General features: G+C 69.1%; 28 protein-coding genes and 1 riboswitch. Of the genes, 15 read left to right on the top strand and 13 right to left on the bottom strand.

What is annotated here, in order from left to right:
- The first annotated feature begins 101 nt into the window (after positions 1–101).
- Positions 102–518 (top strand): AMP-binding protein, encoded by a 417-nt coding sequence (locus ACWEOI_RS20650; RefSeq protein WP_452360607.1) that lies wholly within the window; start codon positions 102–104, stop codon positions 516–518.
- A 49-nt stretch (positions 519–567) separates the two neighbouring features.
- On the top strand, positions 568–1296 hold the full coding sequence (locus ACWEOI_RS20645; RefSeq protein WP_433672357.1) for an enoyl-CoA hydratase-related protein: 729 nt from the start codon (positions 568–570) through the stop codon (positions 1294–1296).
- Between the two features lie 35 nt (positions 1297–1331).
- Here the strand turns inward: ACWEOI_RS20645 and ACWEOI_RS20640 are convergent, their stop codons facing one another.
- From ACWEOI_RS20640 to ACWEOI_RS20630, 3 genes are all read right to left on the bottom strand, one after another.
- Positions 1332–1703: a hypothetical protein gene (locus ACWEOI_RS20640; RefSeq protein ID WP_379277652.1), complete on the bottom strand. Its 372-nt coding sequence runs from the start codon at positions 1701–1703 to the stop codon at positions 1332–1334.
- A 199-nt stretch (positions 1704–1902) separates the two neighbouring features.
- Complete coding sequence (locus ACWEOI_RS20635) at positions 1903–2235, bottom strand: DUF732 domain-containing protein (protein ID WP_433672358.1); 333 nt, start codon at positions 2233–2235, stop codon at positions 1903–1905.
- Between the two features lie 85 nt (positions 2236–2320).
- A complete protein-coding gene (locus tag ACWEOI_RS20630; RefSeq protein WP_452360606.1) occupies positions 2321–3241 on the bottom strand; it encodes a hypothetical protein in 921 nt (306 codons plus the stop codon).
- 321 nt (positions 3242–3562) lie between these two features.
- Between ACWEOI_RS20630 and ACWEOI_RS20625 the strand changes: the two genes are divergently transcribed.
- The 5 genes from ACWEOI_RS20625 to ACWEOI_RS20605 all read left to right on the top strand — a co-directional run bounded on the left by ACWEOI_RS20625 (position 3563) and on the right by ACWEOI_RS20605 (position 7845).
- Entirely contained in the window at positions 3563–3973 is a 411-nt protein-coding gene (locus ACWEOI_RS20625) for a hypothetical protein (protein ID WP_433672360.1), read from the top strand.
- 143 nt (positions 3974–4116) lie between these two features.
- A complete protein-coding gene (locus ACWEOI_RS20620) occupies positions 4117–5340 on the top strand; it encodes an MFS transporter (protein ID WP_433672361.1) in 1224 nt (407 codons plus the stop codon).
- 38 nt (positions 5341–5378) lie between these two features.
- Positions 5379–5488: riboswitch (SAM riboswitch) on the top strand.
- Positions 5489–5501: 13 nt separating this feature from the next.
- The gene (locus ACWEOI_RS20615; protein WP_452360605.1) at positions 5502–6290 is read left to right on the top strand and encodes an AfsA-related hotdog domain-containing protein; all 789 of its coding nucleotides are present in this window, start codon (positions 5502–5504) and stop codon (positions 6288–6290) included.
- Entirely contained in the window at positions 6287–7006 is a 720-nt protein-coding gene (locus tag ACWEOI_RS20610; protein WP_452360604.1) for an HAD family hydrolase, read from the top strand. The genes ACWEOI_RS20615 and ACWEOI_RS20610 overlap by 4 nt, the downstream gene beginning before the upstream one ends.
- Positions 7000–7845 (top strand): hypothetical protein, encoded by an 846-nt coding sequence (locus tag ACWEOI_RS20605; RefSeq protein WP_433672364.1) that lies wholly within the window; start codon positions 7000–7002, stop codon positions 7843–7845. Before ACWEOI_RS20610 ends, ACWEOI_RS20605 begins: the two co-directional genes overlap by 7 nt.
- Positions 7846–7851: 6 nt before the next feature.
- On the opposite strand, the gene ACWEOI_RS20600 is transcribed toward ACWEOI_RS20605, so the two are convergent.
- Positions 7852–8178, bottom strand: a complete 327-nt coding sequence (locus ACWEOI_RS20600; protein WP_433673299.1) for a DoxX family protein — start codon at positions 8176–8178, stop codon at positions 7852–7854.
- 266 nt (positions 8179–8444) lie between these two features.
- Between ACWEOI_RS20600 and ACWEOI_RS20595 the strand changes: the two genes are divergently transcribed.
- Together ACWEOI_RS20595 and ACWEOI_RS20590 are read left to right on the top strand one after the other, a co-directional pair.
- The gene (locus tag ACWEOI_RS20595; protein ID WP_452360603.1) at positions 8445–9080 is read left to right on the top strand and encodes a hypothetical protein; all 636 of its coding nucleotides are present in this window, start codon (positions 8445–8447) and stop codon (positions 9078–9080) included.
- 76 nt (positions 9081–9156) lie between these two features.
- Positions 9157–9813: a hypothetical protein gene (locus tag ACWEOI_RS20590; RefSeq protein WP_433672366.1), complete on the top strand. Its 657-nt coding sequence runs from the start codon at positions 9157–9159 to the stop codon at positions 9811–9813.
- 3 nt (positions 9814–9816) lie between these two features.
- Here ACWEOI_RS20590 and ACWEOI_RS20585 read toward each other — a convergent pair whose 3' ends face one another.
- Positions 9817–10830, bottom strand: coding sequence for an NADP-dependent oxidoreductase (locus ACWEOI_RS20585; RefSeq protein ID WP_452360602.1), 1014 nt, complete (start codon positions 10828–10830; stop codon positions 9817–9819).
- 108 nt (positions 10831–10938) lie between these two features.
- On the opposite strand from ACWEOI_RS20585, the gene ACWEOI_RS20580 reads away from it, so the two are divergent.
- Positions 10939–11634 carry an LmeA family phospholipid-binding protein gene (locus ACWEOI_RS20580; protein WP_433672368.1) on the top strand — a complete coding sequence of 232 codons (696 nt, stop codon included), beginning with the start codon at positions 10939–10941 and terminating at the stop codon, positions 11632–11634.
- 69 nt (positions 11635–11703) lie between these two features.
- Here ACWEOI_RS20580 and ACWEOI_RS20575 read toward each other — a convergent pair whose 3' ends face one another.
- The gene (locus tag ACWEOI_RS20575; protein WP_433672369.1) at positions 11704–12306 is read right to left on the bottom strand and encodes a TetR family transcriptional regulator; all 603 of its coding nucleotides are present in this window, start codon (positions 12304–12306) and stop codon (positions 11704–11706) included.
- Positions 12307–12386: 80 nt separating this feature from the next.
- On the opposite strand from ACWEOI_RS20575, the gene ACWEOI_RS20570 reads away from it, so the two are divergent.
- From ACWEOI_RS20570 to ACWEOI_RS20555, 4 genes are all read left to right on the top strand, one after another.
- The gene (locus tag ACWEOI_RS20570; RefSeq protein ID WP_452360601.1) at positions 12387–13409 is read left to right on the top strand and encodes a GlxA family transcriptional regulator; all 1023 of its coding nucleotides are present in this window, start codon (positions 12387–12389) and stop codon (positions 13407–13409) included.
- Between the two features lie 107 nt (positions 13410–13516).
- Positions 13517–14482 carry an alpha/beta hydrolase gene (locus ACWEOI_RS20565; protein WP_452360600.1) on the top strand — a complete coding sequence of 322 codons (966 nt, stop codon included), beginning with the start codon at positions 13517–13519 and terminating at the stop codon, positions 14480–14482.
- Positions 14483–14511: 29 nt separating this feature from the next.
- Positions 14512–15222, top strand: coding sequence for an alpha/beta fold hydrolase (locus ACWEOI_RS20560; protein ID WP_452360599.1), 711 nt, complete (start codon positions 14512–14514; stop codon positions 15220–15222).
- Positions 15223–15261: 39 nt separating this feature from the next.
- Positions 15262–16227 carry a DUF1152 domain-containing protein gene (locus ACWEOI_RS20555; RefSeq protein ID WP_452360598.1) on the top strand — a complete coding sequence of 322 codons (966 nt, stop codon included), beginning with the start codon at positions 15262–15264 and terminating at the stop codon, positions 16225–16227.
- A gap of 12 nt (positions 16228–16239) precedes the next feature.
- Here the strand turns inward: ACWEOI_RS20555 and ACWEOI_RS20550 are convergent, their stop codons facing one another.
- On the bottom strand, positions 16240–16851 hold the full coding sequence (locus ACWEOI_RS20550; protein ID WP_452360597.1) for a DUF4126 domain-containing protein: 612 nt from the start codon (positions 16849–16851) through the stop codon (positions 16240–16242).
- Between the two features lie 199 nt (positions 16852–17050).
- Between ACWEOI_RS20550 and ACWEOI_RS20545 the strand changes: the two genes are divergently transcribed.
- Positions 17051–18346, top strand: a complete 1296-nt coding sequence (locus tag ACWEOI_RS20545; protein ID WP_452360596.1) for a lipopolysaccharide biosynthesis protein — start codon at positions 17051–17053, stop codon at positions 18344–18346.
- On the opposite strand, the gene ACWEOI_RS20540 is transcribed toward ACWEOI_RS20545, so the two are convergent.
- The 6 genes from ACWEOI_RS20540 to ACWEOI_RS20515 all read right to left on the bottom strand — a co-directional run bounded on the left by ACWEOI_RS20540 (position 18319) and on the right by ACWEOI_RS20515 (position 23792).
- The gene (locus ACWEOI_RS20540) at positions 18319–19536 is read right to left on the bottom strand and encodes an Ig-like domain-containing protein (RefSeq protein ID WP_433672375.1); all 1218 of its coding nucleotides are present in this window, start codon (positions 19534–19536) and stop codon (positions 18319–18321) included. The genes ACWEOI_RS20545 and ACWEOI_RS20540 overlap by 28 nt on opposite strands.
- Positions 19537–19696: 160 nt before the next feature.
- Positions 19697–20599: a metallophosphoesterase gene (locus ACWEOI_RS20535; RefSeq protein WP_433673301.1), complete on the bottom strand. Its 903-nt coding sequence runs from the start codon at positions 20597–20599 to the stop codon at positions 19697–19699.
- A 53-nt stretch (positions 20600–20652) separates the two neighbouring features.
- The gene (locus ACWEOI_RS20530; RefSeq protein ID WP_452360595.1) at positions 20653–21150 is read right to left on the bottom strand and encodes a cupredoxin domain-containing protein; all 498 of its coding nucleotides are present in this window, start codon (positions 21148–21150) and stop codon (positions 20653–20655) included.
- A 108-nt stretch (positions 21151–21258) separates the two neighbouring features.
- On the bottom strand, positions 21259–21954 hold the full coding sequence (locus tag ACWEOI_RS20525; protein ID WP_452360594.1) for a Rieske (2Fe-2S) protein: 696 nt from the start codon (positions 21952–21954) through the stop codon (positions 21259–21261).
- Positions 21951–22523 carry an RNA polymerase sigma factor gene (locus tag ACWEOI_RS20520; protein ID WP_452360593.1) on the bottom strand — a complete coding sequence of 191 codons (573 nt, stop codon included), beginning with the start codon at positions 22521–22523 and terminating at the stop codon, positions 21951–21953. The genes ACWEOI_RS20525 and ACWEOI_RS20520 overlap by 4 nt, the downstream gene beginning before the upstream one ends.
- A gap of 123 nt (positions 22524–22646) precedes the next feature.
- Positions 22647–23792, bottom strand: coding sequence for a TDT family transporter (locus tag ACWEOI_RS20515; RefSeq protein WP_452360592.1), 1146 nt, complete (start codon positions 23790–23792; stop codon positions 22647–22649).
- Positions 23793–23824 lie beyond the last annotated feature (32 nt).

Below are 23824 nucleotides of genomic sequence, written 5' to 3'. Positions count from 1 at the left end.
TTGTCTTATGGCTGGACTTTCGCCTCGTCAGCGCAGGCTCCACGGTCGGTAGCTGGTGATGTTCCGGGGCGTCGGCAGAGCATCCTGGAGGAGCCGGGCGTATGCAGGGATCGCGGAGCGACCACCGGACCACCTACCGTGAGCTGGATCGGCGCTCGAATCAGCTGGCGCACTTGCTCATCGAATTGCGGGTCGTGCCCGACGCGGTGCTCGCGGTCGGCATGCCGTGCTCGCCGGAATGGGTGCTGGCGGTGTGGGCGGTCGCCAAGGCCGGAGCCGGTTGGCTGTCGGTGGATCCGGCCCAACCCTACGAGCGGAATCGGTTCGTGTGCGCGGATTCCGGTGTGCGCCTGGGTATCACGCTGGAACGATACGTCGACGAGTTGCCCTTCGAGGACATGTTCTGGGTGGTCCTCGACGACCGGGCCGTCACGGGGCGGATCCGGCGGTATCCGGAGACCGGCTTCCGAATCACCAAGCGTCCATTTGCCCTGTTTGGGCACTCGGATCTGTCATGATCCACACGGGACCGGCGGCGGGCCGGATCACCGAGGAAAGGCGTGTCTCGTGAGTTCAGAGCTGGTCACCAAGACGGTCGAAGACGGCGTCGCCACCCTCACCCTGAACCGGCCCGAGAAGCTGAACGCCCTGACCACGGGCAGTTTCGAGGAGCTGCGCGCCCACCTGGACGCGCTGTCCGGCGTGGACGTGCGCTGCATCGTCCTCACCGGCGCGGGCCGCTCCTTCTGTGCCGGGCACGACCTGGAATCGCTCGCCGCGGGCGACGCTCTGGAATCCCGCTACGACGAGGCCAAGACCGTCACGATGCTCGAGGAGTTCCCGGTCCCGGTGATCGGCAAGATCCGCGGCCACTGCTTCACCGGCGGCCTCGAGCTCGCCCTGGCCTGCGACTTCCTCGTCGCCGGTGACACCGCGCAGTTCGGTGACACCCACAGCCAGTGGGGCCTGGCCCCGGTCTGGGGCATGTCGGTCCGGCTCCCCGAGCGTGTCGGCATGGCCCGCGCCAAGGAACTCAGCTTCACCGCCCGCCGCATCAGCGGCGTCGAGGCCGCCGACATCGGCCTGGTGAATCACTGCGTCTCCGATGTCGGCCTCGACGAATTCGTCGCCCGCCTGGCCGCCCAGATCGCCGCCAACTCCGCGGGCTCGAACCGAATCTACAAGTCCCTCTACGCCAATTCCCGCGACCTGCCCCGCGCCGAGGCCTTGCAGACCGAAACCGACCTCCCCTTCGGCATGCCCGACGACGCCATGGAGCGCCTGACCCGGCGCTGACGCCACCGTCCCCGGCAGGCGACAGCGCCCTCGGCTCAGACCTCGAGGTTTTCCTCGATGTCGCGCAGGCGGTGCCGGGCCAGGGCCAGGTTGCCGCGGGCGCGGTCGATGGCCACGTACAGGAACAGGCCGCGGGATCGGCGGCCGCGCAGGGGGCGCACCAGGTGGTACTGGTTGTTCAGGGTGATGAGCAGGTCCTCGATCTCCTCATTGAGGCCGAGTTGCTCGATGGTGCGCAGTTTGGCCCGCACCACTTCGGTATTGCCGGCCGACGCCACCTCGAGATCCAGGGATTTCGAGCCGCCGAGCATGCCCAGGGGCATGCCGCTGCCGTAGTCGACGACGGCGGCGCCGATGGCGCCGTCCAGCATCATCATGTCCTTCAGGGCAACTTCCAAGTCCGCCATGGATTTTCCTCTCCTAGCCGTGACGGTTTCTCGCGAGCGGTGACGCTACGCCCGTACGGGCCCGGCGGTATGTGGATTGCTGAAGGATTCCGCAAGGTACGCAATTAACAACTTACGCAATCAGTTAGAACGGGTGGGCGCGAAGAAAACTGCGGGCGCAACCGTTTCCGGTTGCGCCCGCAGGCATCACGTCAACGGGTCAGCCGCAGAGGCTGCCCGGGGCCGTGGCCGCCTCCAGCACCAGCGCGGCCTCGGCGTCCTCGCCTGCGCCACCCGGCAGGCGCGTCGACAGCTGGTCCCGGGGCACCCCGGCGGCCAGCGCCGAGCAGTACGCCTTGCCCAGATCGACGGCCGCGAGCTTCTGGTCCAGATCGACCAGCACGTCCCCGTGCTCCTCCAGGTAGGTGACGAACACCTGCTCCTGTCCGGTGAGCGCGCGCTCCGCGGCGGCTACTCCGGCGGTCGCGCCCATCGTGGCGGCAGCGGCGGCAACCAGTGCGAAACCCGAAGCGAGACGGCTCTTCTTACCCACGAACTCTCCTTCAACATCGAATGAACCCGGCGAGCGTACCGCGCGCCCGGCCGATGGCCGCGTTGTCGAAGGTGACGGGCTCGGCCTACTTCAGCGCCGCGTGGAGGAGCGTCACCCCGGCGGTCAGCGCCGCGCCCGCCACCGGCCAGCTGGTGCCCGCCGGCTGGGTCGAGAGCACCACGATCGCGTACCGGTAGGGCTGATCCGGCGACGTGCCGACCAGGCCCGTGGTGTCGAGGGTGGTCGACGAATTCAGGTCCATCCAGCCCTGTTTGACCGCCCAGGTCTTGCCGGTGAGCGCGTCGGGGATGCCGAAGAACTGATCGGTGCCGTCGGCGGCGGTCCGGGCGGTGTCGCGCAGCGCGCCCAGGATCAGATCGCGGGTCGCGGCCGGGGCGGTGGCGGTGATGTAGTGGAAGATCGCCACGACATCGCGTGGGGTGGTGAGGGTTTCGCCCCACTGTGCGGTGTCCTCGGGCGCGGTGGTGGCGGTCAGCCCGATCGCCGCGACCATCCGATCGATGATTGCGTCGTTGCCGCCGATCTCCCAGAGCTGATCGGCGATGTCGTCGTCACTGGCCGAGAGCATCTGGGTGACTTTCGCGGTGGTATCCGGATCCGGCTGCGCGCCTTGGCTTCCCAGGGTGTCGAGCGCGATCAGGAGCTTGACCACCGACGCGGTGTAGAACTGCTGGTCGGCATTGAGACTGGCGATCGCCGTCCCGGTCGTGGTGTCCACCACGTCGATCCCGACCGTGGTGCCCGGCGAGGCCGCCTGGATGGCGGTCTGCATCTGCTGGGCGATGGCGGTCACCGAGATGGGATGCTGCACGGCCACCGCCGCGGGCGCGGTGGCCTCCGGCGTCCGGCCCGGCCCGGCCTGGTCGTGCGAGGTCGCGAAGGCGGCGGGCGCGCCCAGCGCCGACAAGGCGACCACGGCGACGAGGCCTCCGGTCGCGATCCACGACCACCGTGCGCGCGGGGTGCGGGCCTGAATCGAGCTCATGCTCCATTACATCGACACGAAGCTCGAGACATTTCCAGCGGAAACCTGTCAATTTCCTGTTAAGTGCGCGTCGATCTGATCTCGGTTCGGCGACGGTGCTGACCGGCTATTTTGTAGCGAACTAAGATCATCGCTGGGTCCGAAACCATACCGGTGGAGACAGCCATGAGCGCATACCGTGAGATCTTCCGAAATGTCCTCATAAGAAGCCTCGCCCCAGTCGGATTCGGGGTACTGGCGCTGATTGTCCCGGTCTCCGCGCACGCCGACGCGGACCGTGGAAACGGCTGTGTTCTGTACTCCGACAACACATCAGCAACTGTGGACTCACTCCGGTTCAGATGTGCCCTCGAGCAGCTGGACGCGATCTATCGGGACGCCCCGCCCGGTGACGTCCCGGTCGGCGCGAAGGACGGCTGGGTCGCCGCCCCCCTCCAGACGCAGCCCTGGCCACCGTTGGTCTGGATCGGCAAGGACTTCTACACCGGTCCCACCGGCGGCTACCTGCAGAACCGCCTGACCCCCGCGGGTCTGGAAGCCTGGCCCGCCACTGTCTATACCGGGCCGTCCGTCGTCGACGGCGAGCCCACCTGGATCCTCGACTACGCCCCGTCCCCGACCCCGTTCGTGTACGACGAGATCCGCCAAGTCACCCCCGGCGTCTGGCTCGGCTACACGTGGATCCGCGTGGGCGGCAACTTCGTACCGCAGTTGAGTTTCATCCTGGCCTGAGCCGTCCGGCGGCTTCGGATCAGCGCGCACGTAACCGTCGTGCCCGGTGGTCTCGGATTGATAGACGTGGACTCCGTTGCCCACGAAAGGAATTCGATGACCACCTCGTTGTTTCTCCCTGCCCGCGTCCGGGTCGTGTGGTCATGAGCGCGCCCGCGGAGACCGAGGCGTGGGCGCCGGTCGGGCGCACCGTGGGCGCGGTGTGCGCGGTCGGGATCCTCGTGGTCGGGCAGTTGTACGTGGTCCTGCCGGTGCTGAATCGGCTGGCGGCGGACTGGGATACCTCCAAATCCGCGGCAACCTGGACGACCACGGCCTTCGGGCTGGCCTACGGGGCGGGCTTCCTGGTGACCGGGCCGCTGTCGGACCGGTGGGGGAGACGGCCGGTGATCGTCGGCGGGCTGGCGGCCACTGTGGTGAGCACCCTGCTGGTGGCGGCCGCATCGGGTCTGGTGGCCGGGCTGTCGGCGCGAATCCTGCAGGGGCTCACGGCGTCGTTCTTCGCCCCTGCGGCGTTCGCCTATCTGTCGGAGCGGATCGCGCCGGAGCGCAGGATCTTCGCGCTCACCTGCCTGACGAGCTCGTTCCTCGGGGCGGGGGTGGTGGCGCAGGTGCTGGCTCAGCTCATCGGGAACGCGCTGGGCTGGCACGCGATCTTCGTGGCCGGGGCCATCGCGTTCGCGGTCTCGGCGGTCGTGCTGTGGGTGGTGCTGCAACCGCCGGTCCGGTCGGCGGATTCCCTTGCGGACGAAGGTGATCCAGGAACCGGCGTTACGCCGCTGCGGTCGGTGTTCGCGCCGTTCGCGGATCTCCTGCGGCAATCCCGCCTCCTGCTCTTGTATCTGAGCTGCCTGGCGATCCTCGGCTCCTTCGTGGGCATCTACACCGGAATCCAGCTGGCCCCGCCCGAGGGTGTGGGCTCCGGCAATGGCGCGCTGCTCGCCCTGCGGGCCAGCGCGATTCCCGCCATGGTGGCGATTCCACTGCTGGCCGGACGGCTCGGCGGCATCGCCCCGGCCACCCGGCTGGTCGCCGCGCTGGGAGCCGCCGCGCTCGCCGTGGCTGTGACCGCGGTGCCGCTCGGCGGGGTCTGGGTGGCGGTCTGGTTGTTCGTGTTCGTCGCCGCCATCGCGGTGGCCGCCCCCGCCGCCGTCCAGACGATCACGGCCCGCGCGGGTGCGGCCCGCGGCGCGGCCACCGCGCTGTACACCTTCGCCCTGTTCGTCGGCGCGAGCGCGGGCCCGCAGCTGGCCAATCTCGTGGCCCGGCACGGCTATTCGGCGGTCGCCCTGGCCGTCGCGGCGCTCGCGGCGATCGGCGCCGCGCTTGCCGCCACGGCCGGGTTTCGATCGGCGTGGTTGAAATGATTCTCGAAAGTATCTGCCCCCCATACTGTTTCGCTCACGGTCATGAGTTCCAGCGCGAAGCCCCGGCTCGCTGGGCGGCAACCCTCCGGGCGGTGGGGTGCTCCGGGTGACGACCGGATGGCGGCGAGCGTCGCCATAAGCGTCTTGTTCTCGGAGGGAAAATGTCTGTAGCTCAGCTCGATTCGGCGTCCGCGACCGTGGCGGAGGCGACCGTCGGCGAGGTGTTGCTGGTGGCCGACCGGTTCCGCGGGATCGCCGCGGACGATCGTGCCTTCACCGTGTCCGGTCTGGTGGCCGCGCTGCGCGCGGGCCGCTGGCGGACGGCGGAGGAGCCGTTGACCGTACGGCTCGGGCAGGGGGTCACCCGCCACGATCTCGACTACGTCGAGCATGTGGCGATCGTGCACGCCCCGGCGGGCTTACGGGTGGCCGGGGCGGTCGCCGAACCGGCCCCGCGCCATCAGGTGCACAAGTATCAGCACTCGAATGTGCTGCTGGCCGGGCTGGTCCGGGAATCGGAGACCGTGTTCCGGGCGGATTTGCGGATCCACGGCGACAACGAACTACTGCTCGACCATCAGACCGGCGAGCATGTGCAGGGGATCGTGATCGTGGAGGCGGTGCGCCAGCTGTTCCTCGGCGCGTTCGAGCTGGAGTACGGCCGCCGCTGGCCCGAACAGCACTTCTACATCGTGTGGAACAGCATCGAATTGGAGTTCAAGTCCTTCCTGTTCCCGCTGCCCGCCACCCTGCACGCGACGCTGACCCCGGTGTCCATCGATGATCCGGGGAAGCTGGAATTCAGCATCGAGGTGGAGGTGCGTCAGCTCGGCCGCGCCGTCGCCACCACCCGGATCGGCTACGCCGCCCTGCCCAACGAACGCATCTCGCAGATCGAACGGCACAAGGCGGCCAAGGCGATCGCGGCCTACCTCGACGAGGTGGCATGAGCGCGGGCGCGGCGTTCTTCGACGTCGACGAAACGCTGATCACCGTCAAGAGCATGTTCGCGTTCCTGCGGTTCTGGCTGGCCGAGAACGGGGACGACGGCGGCGAATACGCGCGACTGACCAGGGAGATCCAGCAACGGGCCGCGGCGGGCACACCGCGGGAGGAGGTGAATCGGCACTACTACCGGGCCTATCGCGGCGTCGAGGCCACGGCACTGGACGCGGCCGGGCAGCGCTGGTTCGCGGAATTCGCCGCGAGCGATACCGTCTACTACACCGACACCGTGGAAAGGCTGCGCGCACACCGCGATTCCGGGCACGCCACGGTGCTGCTGTCGGGCTCGTTCGGCGCGGCCGTGGAACCGGTAGCGGCGGCGGTCGGAGCCGACCACGTCATCACCACCGTGCCCGTCGCCGACGAGCACGGCGTGCTCACCGGCGAGGTGTGGCGGCCCATGATCGGCGGGGCCAAGGCCGCGGCAGTCACCGAGTTCCTGCGTGAACACGGGATCGCGCGGGAGCACAGTTACGGCTACGGCGATCACGCCAGCGACCTGCCGTTCCTGCGGGCCGTCGCGCACCCCGGCTATCGCGGTGACGACGCGGTGCTCGCCGTCCACGGCACCGGCTGGATCCACCTGTCCGACCGGGTCGGCGCGTCCGTCGACGACCCGGGCCGCCTTCTCTCCGACCAGGAAGTGCTCTCCGTATGGTGACCAAGCGCTACGAACTCACCCCGACCACCCAGGGGCCGTTGTACCCGCCGAGCGAAGTGCTCGACGCCGACGGCGATTTCATCGTCGTGGGATACCTGACCGTCCCTGGGCCCGGCGGCACCGTCACCCGGCGCTGGGGGCGGGCCATCGTCGCGGCCGACACGCCCGTGCCCGCCTTCGGCGAGCTGGCGGCGTACACGATCGTGCGGGAACTGCCCGACGAGTTGCCGGAGGAAGACGCGGCGGGGGTCCTGCACACGCTGCCGCTTCCGCTGCCCGCCAACAACTATCCGGTGGTCTTCGCGCCCGATCAGCTCCCCGAGGCCGCGAGCGTGACGCGGCCGAGCTACCCGTTCCACGAGACGCCCATCCCGGACTTCCGGCCCGAGGACGGACGCAAGCTGACCGGCCCGGTGACACTGGGGGACTGGCTGCGGGCACGCGGCGCCCTGGACGTGACCGTCGACCTGGACGATGCGCGGCAAGCGGAGTTCCGGTTCGAGTTCACCGGGCTCGTCCCGGATTCGCTGTACACGGTGATGTCCCTGCGCGCCAAGGACTTGGACCCGGACGCGCCCACCCGGCCCGGGCCGCTGGGTGTGCCCAATGTGTTCGTCACCGACGAACACGGCACCGCGAGCTACCGGGCGGTGCTGCCCAATCCGTTTCCGGATCCGGCGCTGCCGGGGGCGAACCGCATCATCAGCGTGGTTGTGCTCTGGCAGAGCTATCAGCAGAACTACGGCGGCGCGATAGGGCATTTCGGGTTGGGCGGTGATATCCACGCCCAGCTCAAACTGCCGGACCCGTCCTTCGACGAGTTCCTGACCACCGACTGAGGCCGATCACCGCGCGGCGCGGTACACCCGTCGCGCGGTGAGCACCAGCGGAATCTGCAGCGGGAGGCGGAGCAGGGCACCGGCTTTCAGCGGCAGGGCGCGGTCGCTGCTCAGCCAGTCGTAGGCCATGTACAGGTTGCCGGGGAAGACCGCGACGAAGAGCAGGGCGGCGAGCCGCGCGCCCAGGCCGCGGGTGCGCGGGATCGCGAGCAGGGCGCCCGCGGTGAGCTCGGCCGCGCCCGAAACGTGGGTGTAGGTGCGGGGTTCGCCCGGCAGCTGGGGCGGGATCAGGGTGTCGAAGGGCTTGGGCATGAGGAAGTGCAGGGCGCCCATGCCCAGCAGCAGGCCGGCGAGCGCGATGGCGCGACCCCGAATTCCATTGGTGTCGACCGGTTGGATTGTCGCCGGAGAGTGCGACAGATCTGCTGTCATTGGTGCAGCATAACTGGTTGGTATGTATTGCTCGGCGGGCGGCGGGATCCGCGTTTCCTCTCGGTGTGTCGTTGTGGGCGAGTGGCCGATCACCAAGGGATAGCGCACAATTAGGCTGCCGTCCGGGTCGAGCAGGGGATGTTATGAAGGCGCACAAGGGGCTTGCGATGGCCCTGCTGGTCCTGAGCATGACGATCGGATGCTCGAAGGAGGCCGCCCATCCGGCCAATGCGCCCGCCCAGGCGGTTCCGCAGCCCGCGCCCAAACAGAACAATTCCGCGATCCCGGTCGGGCCCGGACCCCAGGGCACCTACACCGTGCAGGCGCAGCCCGCGCCCGGCAGCTGCCACTACCGCAAGACCGCCGCGGGCGAGCCGCTGCCCGACCCGGCCTGCACGCCGGGCGCGCTGAATCCCACAGTGACAGCGGCCAATCTGGCCGACACCATCTGTAAGTCGGGATACACCGCCTCGATTCGGCCCAACAGCAATGTCACCGGCCGCGAGAAGACCGAGAACATCAAGTCCTACGGCTACAACGGCGACCCCCGCGACGGCGAGTACGACCATCTCATCTCCTTCGAACTCGGCGGCGACCCCAATGACGCGCGCAACCTGTGGGTCGAGCCGCCGTCCCCGGGGCACAAGGACGGGGCGGGCCCGAACAACCCCAAGGACGGCGTCGAGTCCAAGCTGCACACGCTGATCTGCGACGGCAAGGTCGCCCTCAGCGACGCGCAGGTCGCCATCGCGACCGACTGGACGACCGCACTCGCCACGGTGGGCTTCCCCGCCGGCAAGTGAATGCGGGGCGCGCGTCGCCCCCGGCGTGCCGCCGCGAAACCACCTCACGCTGGTGCCACCGGCCTACGATCGAACGATGCCGGCGTCGCAGGAGCGCTCGACCATGATCGAGGGCCGGGTCGTGCACAAGCTGAACAACGCCCTGGAGATCACCTTCAGTGTGGGGCCCGAGGACGCGCTCGCCACCGGGGTGCAGGGCGCGGGCAACGGGCTCGGGGCCAAGGCCGCCATCCTGTTCGGCTTCAAGAACGGCGGCACCGGCAGGCATCGCATCACCTACGCCGACGGATCGGTGGTGTGGGTGGAGTCCAAGGAGTCCGCGCCAACCGTCATCAGCCGCGGTGACGGCACCTCCATCGGCTCGATCCAGCGCGCCGACACCTCCACCGCCGTCGGATCCACGGCGGGAACGCTTTTCCATTTCGTGCCCGACCCGGACGAGCCCCGCACACCCGAACTGTTCCGGCTGCTCGTACTCGACCGCATGGGTGTGGAAGTCGGCCGGCTCGACGTGGTGCGCACCGCGGGCGGCTGGACCGTGGGGCGGCTGGTGAACGACCTCTACAACGAGTCGTTCTGGTGGGATCGAGCGGGCCAGCCGCTGCCGGTACCCATCCTGGGCACCCGGCTGTGGCTGAAACACCCGCTCGACCCCGTGGAACGCGATGTGCTGCTGGGGGTGTGCGTGGACATCGCGCTCGGGCTGCGGCCCTACATCAGCGCCATGCGCTAGGTGTCAGTCCGCGACCTTGATGATCAGCTTGCCGACGTTCTTGCCGGTGAGCAGACCCTGGAACGCCTCGACCGCGTTCTCCAGGCCGTCGACGATGTCCTCGAGGTAGGTGAGCTTGCCCTCGGCGATCCACTGCGCCGCGGTCGGCTGGAACGCGCCGATCTGATCCCAGAACTCCGACACGATGAAGCCGCGCACGGTCAGGCTCTTGCGCAGGATGTTCGAGGTGAGCAGCGGCAGCCGGTCCGGGCCGGGCGGCAGATCGGTGTCGTTGTAGTTGGCGACCAAGCCGCACAACGGAACCCGGGCATAGGTGTTCAGCCGCGGCAGCACCGCGTCGAACACCGCGCCGCCGACGTTCTCGAAGTACACGTCGATGCCGTCCGGGGTGGCGGCGGCCAGCTGCTCGGCGAAATCGGGTGCGCGATGGTCGATCGCGGCGTCGAAGCCGAAGCGGTCCCGCAGCAGCGCCACCTTCTCCGGACCGCCCGCGATGCCGACGGCCCGCGCGCCCTGGATCTTCGCGATCTGGCCGACCGTCGCGCCGACCGGGCCGGTGGCGGCCGCGACCACCACCGTCTCGCCCGGCTTCGGACGGCCGATGGTGAGCAGGCCGGTGTAGGCGGTCAGACCCGGCATGCCGAGCACGCCGAGCGCGGTGGTGAGCGGCACGGCGGCCGGATCCAGCTTCTGCAAGGCCTGCACGTTCTCCACCGAATGGGTCTGCCATCCGGCCCAGCCGAGCACGATATCGCCGGGTTGCAGTGCCGGATCGGTGGATTCGATCACCCGTGACACCGCGCCGCCGCACATGGTGTCGCCGACCTCGACCGGCGGCGCGTAGGACGGCGCGTCGCTCATCCGCCCGCGCATGTAGGGGTCCAGCGACAGATACAGCGTCTGCAACAGCGCCTCGCCCGGCCGCGGCGGCTCGAGCTCCACGGTCTCGGTCCGGAAGTTCTCCTGCTCGGGCATCCCGACCGGGCGGGAGGCGAGCACTATGCGGGTGGATTTCATGCCTACATTGTGGCGATTTCGTGGGGATTCGCGCCCGGGTTCCGCGTGCCCGTCCTCGTCACCGGGATTCGCCAGCATGATGGGTGGCATGGCTGAACAGATGAACACATGCGCGGACTGCTGATCCTGCTGGTCGTGCTGGCGATCGCGCTGATCGTCGGCGACCGCGTCGCGGTCGGCATGGCCCAGAACGAGATCGCCCGCCAGATCGCCGCCGACTACAAGCTGCCCGAGCAGCCCAAGGTCACCATCGGCGGATTCCCCTTCCTCACCCAGGCCGTGGATGGGACCTACTCCGACATCGGCATTCGGATCGGCGACTGGAGTGACCCCGACATCTCCGTCCGCGACCTGGACGTCAAGCTCACCAATGTCTCGGCGCCGCTGGGCGACGTCGTCAACAAGCGCACCGAGAACCTCACCGCCGAGACCGCCACCGCCACGGCCCGCGTCCCCTACGACACGGTCCAGCGCTACGCCCCGGCGGGCGTCGAGTCCATCTCCGACAGCCCCGAGGGCCTCCGCGTCGCCGGAACCTTCACCGTGGCCGGTATCCCGGTTCCCGCAACGGTCTTCGTCACCGTGGCTCTCGCCGACAACGGCATCGTCGTGACCCCGACGTCCATCCAAGCGGCGGCGGGTGGCCCCACCCTGTCCCTGGCGGCGCTCAGCGAATCCCTGACCTTCACCATCCCGCTGGAGAAGCTGCCCCTGGGCGCCCGCCTGACGTCGATCACGCCCGCTTCGGACGGCCTGCACGTCACCGCCGTCGCTCGCACCGTCCACTTCTCCGACCTGTCCTGAGCCGCTGCCCGGACCGGCCGGAGTCACCGGCTCAGCGGCCGAACAGCTTGTTCACCCACGCCGGAGCGTTCAGCTCCGGGGTAGGTCGGCCCAGTCCGGCGGGAGGATTTCGCAGGACACGTCGGCGATTTCGCCGAGGCGGGCTGCGGGGACGCCGATCCGGCTCAGCTGGATGAGGCCCTGGGTGGTCATGATGACGCTGGCGCCGAGGGCTGAGAGCAGGGCCTCGTCGGGCTGGGGCATGGCCGGGCGGAGCCGGTCGGCCACAGCGGTTTCCATGGCCGTGGTGGTGCGGGTGGCGATGGTGGCCACCTCGGGAATGCGAGTGGCGAGGTGGGCGATGCTGTTGATCATCAGGCAGCCGCGGTGGTCGGGGTGGGCGGCGCAGTCGTCGATGACCGCACGGCACAGGGTGCGGACGGCGTCGCGCGCGGAGCCGGGAGCCGACTCGACGGTCTCGCGCACGAAGTGGGCGCGCTGCTCGCAGTAGTGCTCGAAGGCGGCCAGGAACAGCCCGCGCTTGCTGGTGTAGGCGGCATAGATGCTGCCGTTGCCGATACCGGTCGCGCGCGAGACGTCTTCGACCGACGTGGTGTCGAAACCCTTCGCCCAGAAGAGTTCCACCGCGGCGGCGAGCAATGCCTGCTCGTCGAACTGCCGTGGTCTGCCCATGGGGTCACCGTATCAATATCGATCTGCGATCTCGCACACTCGACTTGTTCTGGAGGCTGGCCTCCAGAATACTAGTGGACATGTCAGCCAAATCTTCCGATACGAACCGCCGCAGGGTGGGGATCCTCGTCTTCGATGGTGTGAAGATGCTCGACTTCGCCGGTCCCGCCGAGGTCTTCATGGAGGCCAATCAGGCGGTGCACGGCTACGACGTGGTCTTACTGTCCCCGGACGGGCGGGAGGTGCAGACCTCGATCGGTGCGAAGGTGGCGGTGAACGGGGCCGCGGCCGAGGCTGGAACCTTCGACACCGTGGTGATTCCGGGCAGTGAGCTGCCCGCCTCGGTGTTCGTGACGCCGGAACTGCGGGCGGCGGCCCGGCATCTGTCCGTGCGCACCCGGCGGCTGGTGTCGATCTGCAGCGGGACCGCGGTGCTGGCCGAACTGGGCCTGCTGGACGGGCGACGGGTGACCACGCACTGGAAGTTCGCACCGGACCTGGCCCGCCGATACCCGGCGGTCGAGGTGGACGCCGACGCCATCTTCGTGCGCGACGGAAACCTGTACAGCTCGGCCGGAGTCGCCGCGGGCGTGGATCTGGCGCTCGCGCTGGTGGAGGAGGATCACGGCGCGGATGTGGCGCGGCGGACGGCGCAACTGCTCGTGGTCTACATGCAGCGGGCGGGCGGACAGTCGCAGTTCTCGGCCTCGCTGACCGGTCCGGTGCCGCGCAGCCCGCTGGTGCGCCGGGTCGTCGATCTGATCTGCGCGGATCCGGCCTTCCCGCACACCGTGCAGACCCTGGCCGCGCACGCGCAGGTCAGTGTCCGGCATCTGACCCGGCTGTTCCGGACCGAACTCGAACGCTCCCCGGCCGAATACGTGTCCTTCATCCGCTTCGGCGTCGCCCGCGATCTGCTGCACGCCGGGTCCACGGTGACCGAAGCGGCCATGATCGCGGGCTACGGCAGTGGTGAGGCGCTGCGCCGGGCCTTCGTTGCGCGCCTGGGCGTTTCGCCGCGCAGTTACCAGCAGCGGTTCCGGACGACCGGGTCCGCTAGCTGGGCGGATGACCAGGAATCGGCGGTCGCGGCCGTGTCCTGAATCGTGGATTTCGCGGCCGGTAGGGCGGGGCGGCGCGAGGTGTTTCCGGACGAAAATGACTAGCAGTGGCGCCTGCCCCCATTCCCGGCGTCGCGGAAAGGATCATCATGTCCGGAAACCCGCACCACCTCTCGCTCGAACCGGCCGCCCAGGAGTTCGTGGACGCCACCTCCCAGCCGCCGTTCCTGTACCAGCTGCCCCCGGAGGAGGGCCGCAAAGCCGTTGACTCGGTGCAGGATTCGCCCATCTTCAAGCCCGAGATCGACGAGGAGTGGATCACCGTCGAGGGCGGTCCCACCGGGTCGGTGCGCGCCCGCATCGTCAAGCCGCAGGGCGTGACCGAGCCGCTGCCGGTCATCGTCTACACCCATGGCGCGGGCTGGGTCTTCGGCGACGCGCACACCCACGACCGGCTGGTGCGCGACCTCGCGGTCGGCGCGCGGGCGGCCGTCGTGTTCCCCGAATACGATCGCTCGCCGGACGTGAAGTACCCGGTCGCCAACGAGCAGTCGTATCGAATCGCGCAGTGGGTCACCACCGATGGCGCGAGCAAGGGTCTCGACGCCACCCGGATCGCCGTCGCCGGCGACTCGGTCGGCGGCAATATGGCCATCGCGCTGACCCTCATGGCCAAGGAACGCGGCGACGTCACCTTCGCCCAGCAGGTGCTGTTCTACCCGGTCACCGACGCCAACTTCGACACCGGCTCCTACCAGCAGTTCGCCGAGGGCTACTTCCTGACCCTCGACGGCATGAAGTGGTTCTGGAACCAGTACACGACCAGCGCCGAGGACCGCGCCCGCATCGACGTCTCGCCGCGTCGCGCCACCGCCGACCAGCTCGCCGGACTGCCGCCCGCCCTGGTCATCACCGCCGAGGCCGACGTGCTGCGCGACGAGGGCGAGGCGTACGCCGCGAACCTGCGCGCCGCCGGCGTCCCCGTCACCCAGGTTCGCTACGGCGGCATCATCCACGACTTCGTCATGGTCAACGCCCTGCACGACACGCACGCCGCGAAAGCCGCTGTGGCCCAGGCCGTCGCGACCTTGCGCGCGGCGCTGTACCCGGCCTGACCATCGACCTGAGCTCAGGAGCACACCGAATGACCACAACCCCGACCGTCGTCCTGGTGCACGGGGCGTTCGCCGATTCCTCCAGCTGGAACGGCGTCATCGATACCCTTGCCGCCGAGGGCATCCCGGTCCTCGCGGCCGCCAACCCCCTGCGCGGACTCACCTCCGACGCCGACTACATCGCCTCGGTCGTCGACAGCGTCGACGGCCCGGTGGTGCTGGCCGGGCATTCCTACGGCGGCAGTGTCATCAGCGTTGCCGCCCAAGGGAAGTCGCAGGTCACCGCGCTCGTCTACGTGGCGGCCTTCATTCCCGAGATCGGTGAGAGCGCACTGGAACTGACCGGCAAGTTCCCGGGCTCCACCCTCGGCCCGACCACCCGCCCCGCGACCTATCACCGGGCCGACGGCAGCGAAGCCACCGAACTCTACATCCGCCGGGAAGAGTTCCCCCAGCAGTTCGCCGCCGACGTCCCCGCCGCCGCCACCATGGCGGTGACCCAGCGCCCGGTCGCCGTCGCCGCCCTGGAGGAACCGGCCGCGGCCGCCGCCTGGCGAACCATCCCGGCCTTCGCCCTGCTCACCACCGCCGACAAGAACATCCCCGTCGAGGCTCAGCGTTTCATGGCCGAACGCGCCGGGGCCGACACCACCGAGGTCGACGCCTCCCACGCCGTCAGCGTCTCCCGCCCCGACGTGGTCGCCGACCTCATCCTGCGCGCGGTCCGCCACCACCGCTGAGCCCCCTTCCCGACACGAAGCCTGCCTACACTGGGCCCGGTGTCAGCACCCACCTTGTTCGATACTCCGGTCCTGCATCGTCTACGGGACTGCGAGCGGGTTCTGATCGCCGGGGCCGGTGGGGGTTTCGACGTGCTCAGCGGGTTACCGATCGCGCTGTCCCTGATCGAACGAGGGTGCACGGTATTCCTCGCGAATCTGACCTTCACCGCCGCGAAGCGCACCTCGGCGGTGGAGGTCGGACCGGGTGTTTTCGAAGCGCGCCCGGATTCCGATGGGCCGCAGTCCTATTTCCCGGAGAAGCACCTCGCCGCCTGGTTGGCGGAGCGGGGGAATGGGGACCGGGTGTACATGATCAAGAAGGGTGGGACCAAGGCGGTCCGGGCCGCCTATCGCTGGCTGGCAGACGAATTGGGCGTCGACGGGGTCGTCTTGGTCGATGGGGGAACCGATCTGCTGATGACCGGGGACGAGGCCGGGCTGGGGACGCCGGTCGAGGACATCACCAGCCTGCTGGCGGTGCAAGCCCTGGATGTGCCGGTGAAGACCGTGGCGTGTGTCGGTTTCGGGGTGGACGCGCATCACGGGCTGTGCCACGCGCATTTCCTCGAGAACGTGGCGGCGCTGGCCCGAATGGGCGCCTACCATGGGGTTTTCGCTTTGACGCCGGGGATTCGGGCCGTGGACGAGTGGCTCGAGGCGGTGACGTACGTGCAGGGGAACACGCCCGATCGGGAGAGCATCGTGTGTGCGTCGATCACCGATGCGGCGCGCGGCGAGTTCGGAGATCACCGGTCGGTGCCGCGGACCCGGAGCGGGGACTACGAGTTGTTCATCAACCCGCTCATGTCGATGGTGTGGGGGTTCGACCTGGACGCGGTCGCGGGACGGGTGTTGTACCGCAACGAGATCGAGGACGCGGCGACTCCGTACGAGGTCGCGGCCGCCATCGAGGCGTTTCGGGATCAGATTCCGCTACGGGCCCGGCGCGCGATTCCCGGCTGAACGACGCGGGGGTCACGGCTGTGGTCGGTCCGGTTGGCGGTCGCTGCGGGCGCGCCGGGCGCGGAGCCAGCGCCTGGCTCGGAAAGCCAACCAGCCCAGGAAGATGAGCAGCAGCAGGATGGCGGCGAAGGCGAGGACGGGGACGGCCAGGGCCAGGACGGTCAGCAGCAGGGAGGTGCCGTCCTCGGCGGTGGAGACCACCGGGTTGCCCACGCCCGCAGTGGTTCCCGTGACGAAGGGGCGCGCCACGGTGCGGCCCGCGTGGACGCTGCCGGCGGTGACCGCGCCGAGAATGGCGGCGACGGCGGGCGGGAGGTTGGAGGAGATGCTGGTCTCGGCGGTGAAGAGGATCGCGCCGGAGGCGGGGGCCACGAGGGTGCCGATGGCGTGCAGGACCGAGTCGATGGCGGGGATCTTGTCACCGATGAGGTCGAAGACCAGCAGCAGGGCGATCACGATCAAGGCGGGGGTGGAGGAGAGCCAGCCGTAGGAGGAGCCCAGGTCGATCCAGCCCATGCGGTCGGCGGCCCCCACGACCAGCAGGGGGAGCCAGGCATTGAGCCCCGCCGCGCCCGACAATCCGAACGCGCCGAGGATCGCTCCGACGGCCGATGTGATCTCCATAGGACCAGTGTGCAGGCACCCGGGGAAGGCGGCCGGTATTTGGGGGCGGTCGCGGGTCCGGTTGCGGGACTGCGCGGTTCATTTGAACGGGGCGTTACGGTTTCCCCCAACCGGGCGGGATCGGGTGGCGGGGTGGGTGGTGCGGCGAGAGAATTTCGTCGTCGACCCGGGGTGCGCGGTCGGGGAGAGAGGGACCGCCATGGCGGATCGGCGACACCTGGGTGGCGCGTTGGTCGGACGCGTGCGGGCGAAGGTGGCCGAGGACGGGCTGCTGTCGGTCCTGCGGGACATCGGGTTCGTCAGTCTCGGGAAGTACGGGCAGTTCCTGGTGACCGCGGTGACGGTGCCGCTGACCGCGCGGACGCTCGGGGTGAGCGGCGTCGGGCTGCTGGCCATCGGGATGTCGGCGTACTTCCTCGGATCGCTGGTCGTGGATCTCGGGATCAACACCTTCATGGCCGCGCTGCTCGGGGACGACGGACTCGACGAACTGCGGGGAAGTTACCTCGCGGTGCGGGCGGCCGGGCTCGGCGCACTCGGGGTGGCCCTCGCGGCGGGACTGTCTTTCGAGGCCGGGGCGCACCTGCGGATGATCCTGCTCGGATTGTTCGTGGGCGGGTTCCTGTCGATGTCCGAGGACTGGCTGCTGGTGGGGCAGGCCAGATTCGGGGCCTCGATGTCGTATCAGATCGCCGGGCGGGTGGTGTATCTCATGCTGCTGGTCGGGGTATTGCCGCGGCTGCCGCACGCCGAGATGGTGCTGGTGTGCCTGCTGCTGTCGTCCGTCGTCACGGTCGCGCTGACCTGGTGGGATGCGAACAAGCGGTTCGGGAAGCCGGGGCGGCCGAGCAAGGTGGTGATGATCCTGCGCAAGGGCGCGCCCGTGCTCGCCTCACGGCTGCTGGTCACCAGTTACGGGCAGGGGACGGCCACCGTGTACTCGTCGGTGCTCGACGCCGCCTCGCTCGGGTTGTATTCGGCGGGTGACAAACTCGTGCGCGCCACCCAGTCGCTGCTGGATCCGATCGGGCTGGCGCTGCTGCCCCGGATGGCGCGCGAGCGCACCGATCCCGGCTTCTGGCGGCACGAGCTGCGCGCCCTGGCCGCCTGCGTGATCGTGGCGGCCGTCGCGGTGGCGGGGATCTGGATCGCCGCGCCGCTCGCGGTGCAGGTCATCTACGACGACGAGTTCCGCGCGGTGGTGCCGATGCTGCGGGTCGAGGTGTGCATCCTGGTCGCGACCGCCACCACCTCGTTCGTCACCACCGCGATCCTGCCGGTCCGCCAGGACACCGTCGGCATCATGATCGGCGCGGTGATCGGGACCGCGGTGGCGGCCACCGCCCTGCTGCTCACCCTGCGCACCCACTCGGTGTGGACGCTGGTGTGGGGCACGGTGGCCGCCGAATTCTGTGTCGCGGCCTGGTATCTCGCGCGCACCGGGCAACTGGCCGCGCGCGAGCGGCGTCAGCCGGCGCTACCGGCCAGCCACTGATCCCACGGCAGCGTCCAGTCGCCGTTCTGCCACACCTCGAGCTGCGCGCCGCCGGTATTGCGCACCTCGACCACATCCCCGGGCTGCGCGAAGTTGAAGAACCACTGCGCGTTCTCGAGATTGAGGTTGAGGCAGCCGTGCGAGAGGTTGGTATTGCCCTGCGCCCACACGGTGGAGTCGAGCTGATGCAGGTAGATGCCGTCGGTGCTGATGCGGGTCGCCCAGCCGATGGTCTCCTTGTACCCGAGCCGCGAGTTGATCGGCAGCCCGTAGGACGAGGAGTCCATGATCACCGGGTTGGCCTTGTCCATCACCGTGTAGGTGCCGGGCATGGTCCAGAACGTGAACGTCTTGCCCGCCACGGTCTCGGAGCCGCCGCGGCCCATGGAGGTGGGCATGGTGCGGATCAGCTGACCGTTCTCGAACACCTGCACCTGTTTGGTGTTGTCGTCGGCGATGGACACGTGCGAGGGCCCGATCACGAAGCGCGACTTCGCGTCCTCCTGCCCGAACAGCCCGTTGCCGACCTCCACGCCGTACAGGTTGGCCGCCACGTTCACCTTGGTGCCGGTCTTCCAGTACTCCTTGGGCCGCCAGTGCGCATTGCGGTTGTCCAGCCAGTACCAGGAGCCCTCCACCGGCGGATCGGTGGTGACGACCAGTCGCTTCTGCGCGGCCGCCCGGTCCGGGATGTCCTCGTCGAAGTGCGCGACGATGACCATGCCCACGCCGTAGCTGTTGCCGTCGACGATGGCCTGCCCGCCCGTGGTGTTCAGGTACACCTTGGTCTGGTTCTTCGGGTTGATGGTGGTGAAGGTGGAGGTGACCGGCCCGGTTGGACCGGTCACATCGACACCGGAAGCCTTCAGCGTGTAGGTGCGGCCGTAGCCGAGCTGGTCGTTGGGCTTCCACGCGGTCTTGTCCGGCGTGTAGGTGCCCTCGATGACCTTGCCGTCCTCATTGCTGAGCACGACGTCGGTCAGCACGCCCCCGGTGGTGCTCACCTTCACCGGCGCCGACGGATCCACCTTGTCCGAGCCCGGCGCGGGCGACACCACGATGGACTGCTCGACCGGCGTGCGCGGACCGACCTTCCCGCTCGGGAGATTGGACGAGCAGGCCGCAAGCACCAGCGTGAGCGTGACCAATACGCTCGCTGCGGCGTTCGTCCGAAAACGGCGGGGTGGCATGGCTTCCCTCCTGTAATCGCCGTGCGCCGCATCGCTGCACAGCATCTTGTTACTGCCCAGCGTAGTAGATTACTCGCCGCTTTCGATCTTCCATCACCAGGTCATCCCTGAGAAATGACACCGATGTGAGACCCGCGAGCGACACGCCGGTCGGCAGTGGTCATTTCAGCGTCTGTTCCTTGATAGCGAGTTGCTGTTGCCCCTTCTGGAAGGTCACCTCGCGAATTCCCAGCGCCTCGTGCAGCTTGCCCGCGGGCAGGGTCACCGGTTTGGGCGCGGGCCCGTCGCCGGGCTTGGGCAGGGGATAGGCGGTGGTGGTGCCGCTGTAGAAGGTGACATTGCCCTCGGTCTTCGTGAACAGCTGGTGCACATGGCCGTTGAGGCAGGTGACCGATGAGAACCGTTTCAGGTAGCTGAGCGCCTGTGTGGCATCGTCTGTGCCCCATCCCCATTGGGGGTACATGGCGAACAGCGGGATGTGGCTGAACACGATGATCGGTGTGTCACTGGACAACCCGGCCACATCCTTCTGGACGAAGTCGAGCTGATCCTGCCCGAGATGGCCGAGGTTCTTCAGGTTGAGCGTATTGACCAATCCGATCACGTGCACGCCCGCGATGTCGAAGCTGTACCAGCCGTCGCCGCGCGTGCCATTACCGAAGACCGACCGGTATCGCGAGCCGCCGTCATCACTCGAATCATGTTCTCCTGGAACGGTGAACACGTGCGGCGTCGACAGCCCGCCCATCATCTGCTTGACCTGATCGAACTGCTCCGCCGTGGCCAGGTGGGTCAGATCGCCGGTGTGGATCACGAAATCGGGCTGATAGCCCAGCGAATTCACCTGCGAGACGGCCTCGGAGAAGGTGTCGGTGACACTGGTGTTCGCGGTCCCGGTGAACCCGATATGGCTGTCGCTGACCTGTGCGAACCGCAGCGTGGGCCGGGCCGGGGCGGCCGGCGCGCTGCCGGCCACGTGCGACACCACCTCGCCGCCCACCACCGCCAGGCCCACCGCCGCGCCGAACCAGGCGCTGTGACGCATGAGCTGGCGGCGGGTCATCCGCTGCGGATCGCGGGAGTCTGCCTCGTAGTCGTCAGCGGGAAGATCGGTGCTCACGGCGTCACCACCACGGTCGCGTGCATGAACGGATGGATCGAGCAGACGTAGGCGAAGGTGCCCGGCTTGGGGAATGTGAACGTGTAGGTCGCGCCCGTCCCCAGCGTCGGCGACCGGAAGCTCCCGTCGTTCGCCACGACGGTGTGCGGCTCCTCGTCCTTGTTGGTCCAGGTCACGGTGGTGCCGGCCGTGACGGTCAGCGAGCCGGGACCGAACGCGAAATTGTCGATGGCGACGGCATCGGGCCCGGCCGGCACCGCGGGCGCCCCGGCGGCGGAGGTGCCCGCCGCCGAGGTCATCCCGGGCATGGCCGGGCCCCCGCCGTCCGGCACCATGCCGGGCGTGGCGGTGCCGGAAACGAAGGTGAATCCGGGCGCGGCCGGATCCGCGGCTTCTCCGCCGCCGGTGGAGCCGCACGCGGTCGCCGTGAGCAGGGCCGTCGTGGCGACCCCGACGGCGACGGCTACGCGTCGCGGGCTACGGGTGGGTCTCATGAATCCGGTCCTCCGTCCGGGATGGGTCCGTTCGCTGCTGCGAACCGGTCATCCATGGATAGGGGAGCGGGTTACACGGGAACCGTTGTGCCCGAACGCTATTGATCGTCAGGCGGGCTCGGTGGGTGCGAACACCTCGATGGTGCCGTTGTTCTCGCGCACCTGGACCAGCGGCAGCGGCGCGGGCGCCACCGGCAGCTGATGGGTGACCACCTGACCCTCGATCGAGAACGACGTCGAATGGCAGGGGCAGCGCAGCCGTTCGGCCGGGGCGTCCAGCCACAGTTTGCAGCCCTGATGCGTGCACACGCCCGAGACCGCGACGGGATTCCCCTTGTCGCGGCGCACGAATCCGTTCACCGTCCCCACGTCGAAGGCCACTGTCGCGCCCTCCGGCAGATCCGCGGACCGCGCGATCGGCAGCCACGCACCGGAATTGGGCGACAGCGGCGTCTGCCGCGCGGCGGGCGGCGCACCCTCCTGACCGTGCCCGAGCAGGGTCCGATCCACGACCGCGCCGACCGTGGCGGCGGCCGCGGCGGCGGAGGTGCCGATCAGCAGATTGCGGCGGCGATACCCGGTGGGCGACGCCGATTCCGGCTCCGGCTCCGTCATCTCGGCGGCAAGCCGCCGGTGCAGGCCGCTCAGGAACTCCTCGCTGGGCGCGTCACTGCCCAGCCGGGCGGCGCGCAATTCGATGGCCGCGCGCATCTCCTCGGCCTCGGCCTCGTCGGGGGTGAATCCCGTGGACCGCTTGCCCGCCAGTAGTTCGTCGACGAACCGCCGCACATCCCGCCCGCTCACCGCACACCTCGCTCATTCAGCTGGGCCGCCATCCGCACCGCCCGATGCTGCAACACCTTCGCATTCGCCACCGTCACCCCGAGGGTCTGCGCCGATTCCCGGATCGAGAGACCTTGCAGGAAACGCAGTTCCAGGATCCGGCGGTAGCGGTCCGGGAGTTCGGACAACACCGCCTTCGCGCGCGCCTCGGCGCCAGAGTCGTGGAACTCCTCCGGCGGATCGTCGGCGATGTCGCCCTCGATCGTGGTGATCTCCCGGCCCATGCGGGCCTTCCAGTGCGCGGCCAGCACGGTGCGGGCGGTGGCCCGCAGGTAGGCCCGCACCTCGGGGACGCTGGCCGTCATGCGCAGCGGTTTCAATGCCGCGGTGAACACCTCGGCGGTCAGATCCTCGGCGTCGGGCCGGTTGCCGACCTTGCCGAACATCAACGCGTACACCCAGGTGGCGTTGTCCCGGTACACCGCTTCCCAGCCGGGGTAGCTGTCACCGGACACCAGCCGCAACTCCCGACCCGCGCCGGAACTCGCGTCCGGCTGCGTCCGGCGCTCGGATTCGACCCGTCGCACCATGAACCGCCGCTTCCCGCATCCATCGAAGAACTCGACGCGTGTCCACGTCTGTCAGTACATAGCGGGCGGGGTTACAGCGCGGCCTTTTCGACCGCATCGGGCACGATCGGGCCGGACCGTGCCCTAGTGGGCGGGCCGCAGCAGCTCGCCCAGCACCAGCCCGCGGACGGTCTTCGCGGCCACGACCAGCCAGGCGGCGACCAGCAGCGCGTACAGGGCCACCGCGGTGACCGCGAACAGATCCGCGCCGGTGTGGCCGTAGAGGGCGGTGCTGCCGGTGACACAGCAGCCGAGCGGGAAGGTGAAGCCCCACCAGGTCAGGTTGAACGGCATCGAGGTGCGGGCGTGCCAGGTGACCGCGACCGCCAGGGCCAGCCACAGCATGGCGAATCCCCAGGTGGGAACACCGAACAGCACGGTGAAGACATCCATGCCGGCGGCGGTGCGCTCATCCACCACGCCGGGGGCGACCGCGGCCAGCGCGCTCGCGGCGGTCACCGACTGGCCCAGCGGGCCCAGCACCAGCCACACGGTCGCGACCATCCCGGCGGGCGGCAGCCCGTGATGCAGCAGCCGTGACCAGATCAGGGTGGTGGTGACCAGCGAGGCGATCAGGCTCAGGCCGAACATGGCCAGGCACGCCACGAACATGGTCAGCCGGGCCTGCCCGGCGGGAGTGTGCGGCACCAGCAGCGCGCCCAGCGCCGCCGACACCATGGGCGGCACCACCGGCATGAGCCAGCCGCCGAACGCCGAATCGGGATCGAATTGGTGCCGGGTGATCATCCGATAGGGGATGCTCGCCGCGGTCAGCAGCCCGAGAACCGTTCCCGCCGACCACAACACCCAGTCCACGGTCACGGCGGCCGACAAGCCGATGACGTCCTTGCCCAACAGCAGGGTGCCCGCGCCGACGGTCATCAACGCCATGGGCGCGGCGCCGTAGAACTGCATCATCACCGGGTGCATCCCGTGGCCGCGGGCCTCCTCGGGATAGCGCCGCCAGTGCAGCACCCACGCCCCGGCCAGGACGATCAGGATCAGCGAGGCCAACGCCCACGCGACGGTCGCGGCGCCCCGCAATCCGGGGAACTGCGTCGGCAGGGTGGCCGCCGCGTTCCCGATGATCCCGGTCCCCATCACCACGGCGAACCAGTTCGGAGCCAGGTACCGCAGCGGCTCCCGGCCACCGGAATGTTCCGCGGTCGCCGTACCCACGCGGGCGGCGGTCGCGGCGGGAACGGTTCGGCGGAAGGTCACTGTGGTCATGCCTCAACCTTGGCCCGACCGCACTTCCGCCG

This window comes from Nocardia sp. NPDC004340 (assembly GCF_053602575.1).
Note: the sequence above shows the minus strand (reverse complement) of the source record. Positions and strands in the feature narration are given on the sequence as shown.